Origin of the sequence: Nocardiopsis suaedae (assembly GCF_027706745.1) — a bacterium.
Lineage (GTDB): Bacteria > Actinomycetota > Actinomycetes > Streptosporangiales > Streptosporangiaceae > Nocardiopsis_A > Nocardiopsis_A suaedae.
In genome coordinates this window covers 1-5,056 of the sequence record NZ_JAQFWP010000127.1, presented here as the reverse complement: position 1 = coordinate 5,056, position 5,056 = coordinate 1, and the positions used below count along the sequence as shown (strand labels likewise).

The 5,056-nt window shown below is 73.9% G+C and carries 3 protein-coding genes and 2 pseudogenes; 4 read left to right on the top strand and 1 reads right to left on the bottom strand.

Features of this window, described 5'->3' with window-relative positions; all coding sequences use genetic code 11:
* From O4U47_RS31045 to O4U47_RS31030, 4 genes and pseudogenes are all read left to right on the top strand, one after another.
* Window positions 1-627: pseudogene (locus tag O4U47_RS31045) on the top strand (ABC transporter ATP-binding protein); the annotation flags it as partial.
* Window positions 620-1,921 (top strand): ABC transporter substrate-binding protein, encoded by a 1,302-nt coding sequence (locus O4U47_RS31040; protein ID WP_270681567.1) that lies wholly within the window; start codon window positions 620-622, stop codon window positions 1,919-1,921. The pseudogene O4U47_RS31045 and the gene O4U47_RS31040, both read left to right, overlap by 8 nt.
* 121 nt (window positions 1,922-2,042) lie before the next feature.
* Window positions 2,043-3,455 carry an ABC transporter permease gene (locus O4U47_RS31035; protein WP_270681566.1) on the top strand — a complete coding sequence of 471 codons (1,413 nt, stop codon included), beginning with the start codon at window positions 2,043-2,045 and terminating at the stop codon, window positions 3,453-3,455.
* The gene (locus O4U47_RS31030; protein WP_270681565.1) at window positions 3,452-4,387 is read left to right on the top strand and encodes a carbohydrate ABC transporter permease; all 936 of its coding nucleotides are present in this window, start codon (window positions 3,452-3,454) and stop codon (window positions 4,385-4,387) included. The genes O4U47_RS31035 and O4U47_RS31030 overlap by 4 nt, the downstream gene beginning before the upstream one ends.
* 66 nt (window positions 4,388-4,453) lie before the next feature.
* Here the strand turns inward: O4U47_RS31030 and O4U47_RS31025 are convergent.
* Window positions 4,454-5,056, bottom strand: a pseudogene (locus O4U47_RS31025) (ABC transporter ATP-binding protein); the annotation flags it as partial.

Below are 5,056 nucleotides of genomic sequence, written 5' to 3'. Positions count from 1 at the left end.
ATGAAGAAGGGCGTGCTGCAGCAGGTCGCCCCGCCCCAGGAGCTCTACGAGCGCCCCGTGAACCTGTTCGTCGCCGGGTTCATCGGCTCGCCCGCCATGAACCTGCTCCAGGGGCGCCTGGAGGGCGACGGCGACGGCGCCCTCCTCCACCTCGGCGACCAGGCCCTCGGCGTGCCCCGCGCGCTGGTGGCCGAACGCCCCGCGCTGCGCGGCTACCTCGGCCGCGAGGTCGCCGTGGGCATCCGCCCCGAGGACATGGACGACGCCGACCTGGACGGCGCCGGGCCCGCGGCCCCGCCCGCGGGCGGCGCGGCGGTGCTGTCCTCCACCGCCGACCTGGTGGAGGCGCTCGGCGCGGAGCTGCTGGTGCACTTCGCCGTCGACGCCCCGCCCGTGGTCACCGAGGACACCCGCGAGCTGGCCCGGGACGCGGGAGCCGACGACGGGCCCGCCCCCGGCGGGGGCGCCATGATCGCCAAGTTCAGCCCCCGCTCGCGGGTGGCGGAAGGGGACCCGGTGCGGATCCGGGTCGACACCGGGCGGCTGTACTTCTTCGACCCTGACAGCGGTGCCGGGATCTGGGGGGAACCCGGGGAATCGGACTCCAGAGAGGTGGGCGATGACTGAACACGCGTGGAGGCTGCGCGGCGCCGCCGTCGCCGCCGCGGGCGCCCTGCTGGCCGCCGGGTGCGCGCCCGGCGGCGGCGGTGCCCCCAACGGCGGGGACCTGCAGGGCGTGCAGCTGAAGGTCGCCGCCAAGTGGACCGGCGTGGAGCAGGACAACTTCGTCGAGGTGCTCAGCGGCTTCGAGGAGCAGACCGGCGCCACCGTCGAGTACGAGCCGACCGGCGAGGACACCGGCGCCTACCTCGGCCCCAAGATCGAGGCGGGCGAGCCGCCGGACGTGGCGCTGCTGCCCCAGCCCGGCCTGCTGGAGGAGTACGCCGCCCAGGACGCCCTGGTGCCGCTGTCCGGCGACGCCGCGGCCGCCCTGGAGGAGAACTACACCGGCTACTGGAGCGACCTGGGGTCGGTCGACGGGGAGGCCTACGGCATCCTGCTCAAGGCCGCCCACAAGTCCATCATCTGGTACCGCCCCGAGGCCTTCGACGCCGCCGGGGTGCAGCCCCCGAAGACCTGGGACGACATGGTGGGCACCACCGCCTCCACCCTCTCCGACGCCGGGGAGACGCCGTTCGCGATGTGCGGGGCGTCGGGGTGGACGCTCACCGACTGGTTCGAGAACGTCTACCTCTCCCAGGCCGGGCCCGAGAAGTACGACCGGCTCACCGCGCACGAGATCCCCTGGACCGACCCGTCGGTGGTCGACGCGCTGGAGACCATGGCCGAGGTCTGGGGCGAGGGCGACTACATGGCCGGCGGCACCGACGGCGCCGTGCAGACCGACTTCCCCACCTGCGTCACCCAGGTCTACGGGCAGCAGGAGGCCGCCATGGTCTACGAGGCCGACTTCGTCGCCGCCAGCGCCGCCGAGGCCGGGGCCACCGTCGGCGAGACCGCCCAGGCCTTCCCCTTCCCCGCGGTCGGCGACGCGGCCCCGGTGGTCGTCGGCGGCGACATCGCGGTGGCCATGAGCGAGAACGAGGGCACCCAGGAGCTGCTGGCCTACCTGGCCTCGGCCGAGGCCCAGACCACCTGGGCGGGGCTGGGCGGCTACCTGTCGGCCAACTCCCAGGTGCAGCCCGACGCCTACGCCGACGACTTCACCCGGCAGCTCTCGCAGACCGTCCTGGACGCCGGCGAGGACGTCCGCTACGACATGTCCGACCAGGTGCCCAGCCAGTTCGGCGCCACCGAGGGCCGCGGCATGTGGGCCGTGCTGCAGGACTTCCTGCGCGACCCGGGCGACCCCGAGGCGACCGCACAGGACCTGGAGGACGCCGCGCAAGAGGCGTACTGACCCGGCCGGGTCCGGCGGCCCCCGCACCCCGGGGCCGCCGGGCCCGCCGCCCCTTCGGCACCTCGCACAACCGGAGAGGAGGGCGCGCGGCGCGCCCACCGGCGGGCCGCGCCGCACCGCGATGGCCCACACCCCCCAGCCGCCGGACGCGGGCGGCGGCGCCACCACCGAACACGGCCCCGCGGACCCCGGCCCGCCCGGGCCCGGGGAGAACGCCCCTGAAGGGCACGAGCCCGGACGCGCGGGAGCGCTGGGCCCGCCGAGCTGGATGGCGCTGGCCTTCCTGCTGCCCGCCCTGCTGTTCCTCGGCGCCTACATGCTGTACCCCATCGGGTTCTCCGTCTACCGGAGCCTGTGGGACGCCCCCGGTACGACCTTCGTGGGGCTCGACAACTACGTGCGGATGTTCACCAACCCGCCCACGTTCGTGGCCCTGCGCAACAACGTGGTGTGGGTGGTGGTCGCGCCCGTCGTCGTCACCGTCGCCGGGCTGGTCTTCGCGGTGCTCACCGAGCGCATCCGCTGGGCCACCGCGTTCAAACTCGTGGTCTTCATGCCGATGGCGGTGTCCTTCCTGGCCTCCGGCGTCATCTTCCGCCTCGTCTACGAGCAGGACCCCGAGCGCGGGCTGGCCAACGCGGTCATCACCACCGTGCAGGACACCGTGGCCCCGGCCGGGGACTTCCCGGACGCGAGCCCCCGCGAGGGCTCGGGCGTGGAGCCCGCCGACGGCGGCTACCGCCTCGCCGCGCAGGTGTCGCCGGGCGGCGAGCCCGCCCTGGTGCCCCTGGTCGGGATCGCCGCCGACGACCTGCCCGCCTCGGCCGAGCCCGCAGCGGAGCCCGGCGCCGCCGCCGACGGCGCGGTCACGGGCACCGTGTGGCTGGACTTCACCCCGGGCGGGGGAGGCGCGGAGGGGGCCGTCGACCCCGAGGAGCGCGGACTGCCCGGCGTCGGGGTGCGCCTCGTCGACGACGGCGGCGCGACCGCCGCCACCACCGAGACCGCCGACGACGGCACCTTCTCGTTCGAGGGCGTGGCCGACGGCGCCTACACCGTGGAGCTGGACCCCCGCGACTTCACCGAGCCCTACGGGGGCGTCACCTGGCTCGGGCCGACGCTGGTCACTCCGGCGATCATCGGCGCCTACCTGTGGGTGTGGGCGGGCTTCGCCATGGTGCTCATCGCCGCGGGGCTGTCGGCCATCCCCCGGGACGCCCTGGAGGCGGCGCGGGTGGACGGCGCCACCGAGTGGCAGGTCTTCCGCCGGGTCACCGTGCCGCTGCTGTCGCCGGTGCTGATGGTGGTGTTCGTGACCCTGATGATCTACGTGCTCAAGATCTTCGACCTGGTCTTCGTCATCGCCCCCGGGTCGGTGCAGGCCGACGCCAACGTGCTGGCGGTGGAGATGTGGCGGGTGGCCTTCGGCGCCAACGACCAGGGGATGGGCAGCGCGCTGGCGGTGTTCCTGCTGGTGCTGGTCGTGCCCGCGATGGTGTTCCAGATCCGACGGTTCCGCCGGGAGAACTCATGAGCGACGACGCTGCGACCACGGCGCCCCCGGGTGCGGGGCCGGACCCGCTGCCCGATCCCGACGGCGCCGAGGGGGCGCTCCGGCGGTCGGCGGCCGCGCGGGCGGCCGCCCGGCTGGGCTCGGGCGCGGTCCAGCTGCTCCTGGTGCTGATCGCGCTGTTCTGGCTGGTGCCCACGCTGGGCCTGTTCGTGTCCAGCCTGCGCGCCCCGGCCGACAACGCCTCCTCGGGGTGGTGGACCGTGCTGGCGCGCCCGGCCGAGCTGACCCTGGAGAACTACGCCGGGCTGCTGGACAACCCCGCCTTCGTGGGGTCGTTCTGGAACACGGTCCTGATCACCGTGCCCGCCACCCTGCTGATCGTGGTGATCGCGTCGCTGGCGGGGTACGCGTTCGCGTGGATGGAGTTCCCCGGCCGCGACTGGCTCTTCCTGGGCGTGGTCGGGCTGCTGGTGGTGCCCATCCAGGTGGCCCTGGTGCCGATCGCCCAGCTCTACGGCGGGGCCGGGATCTACGGGTCGATCGCGGGGGTGGTGCTGTTCCATGTGGGGTTCGGGCTGCCGTTCGCGATCTTCCTGCTGCGCAACTTCTTCGCGGCCATCCCGCGGGACCTGCTGGAGGCGGCGCGGATGGACGGCGGCCGGGAGCTGACGATCTTCCGGCGGGTGATCCTGCCGCTGGGCGGGCCGGCCATCGCGTCGCTGACGATCTTCCAGTTCCTGTGGGTGTGGAACGACCTGCTGGTGGCGCTGGTGTTCGCCGACGCCGCCAACCAGCCGATGACCAAGGCCCTGCAGGCCGAGATGCGCCAGTTCGGGGCGAACATCGACGTGATCTCCTCGGGCGCCTTCATCTCCATGGTGGTGCCGCTGGTGGTGTTCTTCGCCTTCCAGCGCTACTTCGTGCAGGGCGTCATGGCGGGCGCGGTCAAGTAGCCGCCGGACGGGCGGGGGCGGGGGCGTGCGTCCCGCGCCCCGCCCCTCCCCGCGCCCGCGGGGGCCTCAGCGGTTTTCCGGGTGGCCGAGGGCCAGGCCGCTGTCCTTGTCGAAGAAGTGGAGCTGGGTGACGTCCACCGACAGGGTGAGCGGCTGCCCCGGCCGCACATCGCTGCGCGGGTTGACGCGCGCGGTGAACACCGACTTGTCGCCCGCCAGCGGGAGCGCCGCCGAGGAGGACTCCTCGTCGCCGTCGCCCGAGGCGTCGGCCGCCAGCGCCGCCGCCTCCTCGTGCTGCACCGGCGGGGCGTCGACGCTGAAGATCACGTTGATCTCGGTGCCCAGCTCCTCGGTCACGTCGGCGGTGACCCGCATGTCCGCGCCCTCGTGCGGGGCGTGGGCGGCGTCGTCGAAGTCGGAGGGGCGGATGCCCAGGATCAGCTGGCGCCCGAAGTAGTCCTTGAGCCCGTCGCGGGAGGCCACCACCCCGGCGGGGACGTTGATGGTGTGGTCGGCGAACTTGAGCACCCCGCCGTCGCCGTCGCGCTGCAGCTCGGCCATGACGAAGTTCATCGCGGGCGAGCCGATGAACCCGGCGACGAACAGGTTGACCGGGTTGTTGAACAGGTTCTTGGGGGTGTCCACCTGCTGCAGGCGGCCCTCGCGCAG

Excerpts from the sequence above, each read along its gene's own strand:
- O4U47_RS31040 (WP_270681567.1), top strand. The coding sequence starts at position 620 with ATGACTGAACACGCGTGGAGGCTGCGCGGCGCCGCCGTCGCCGCCGCG.
- O4U47_RS31035 (WP_270681566.1), top strand. The coding sequence starts at position 2,043 with ATGGCCCACACCCCCCAGCCGCCGGACGCGGGCGGCGGCGCCACCACC.
- O4U47_RS31030 (WP_270681565.1), top strand. The coding sequence starts at position 3,452 with ATGAGCGACGACGCTGCGACCACGGCGCCCCCGGGTGCGGGGCCGGAC.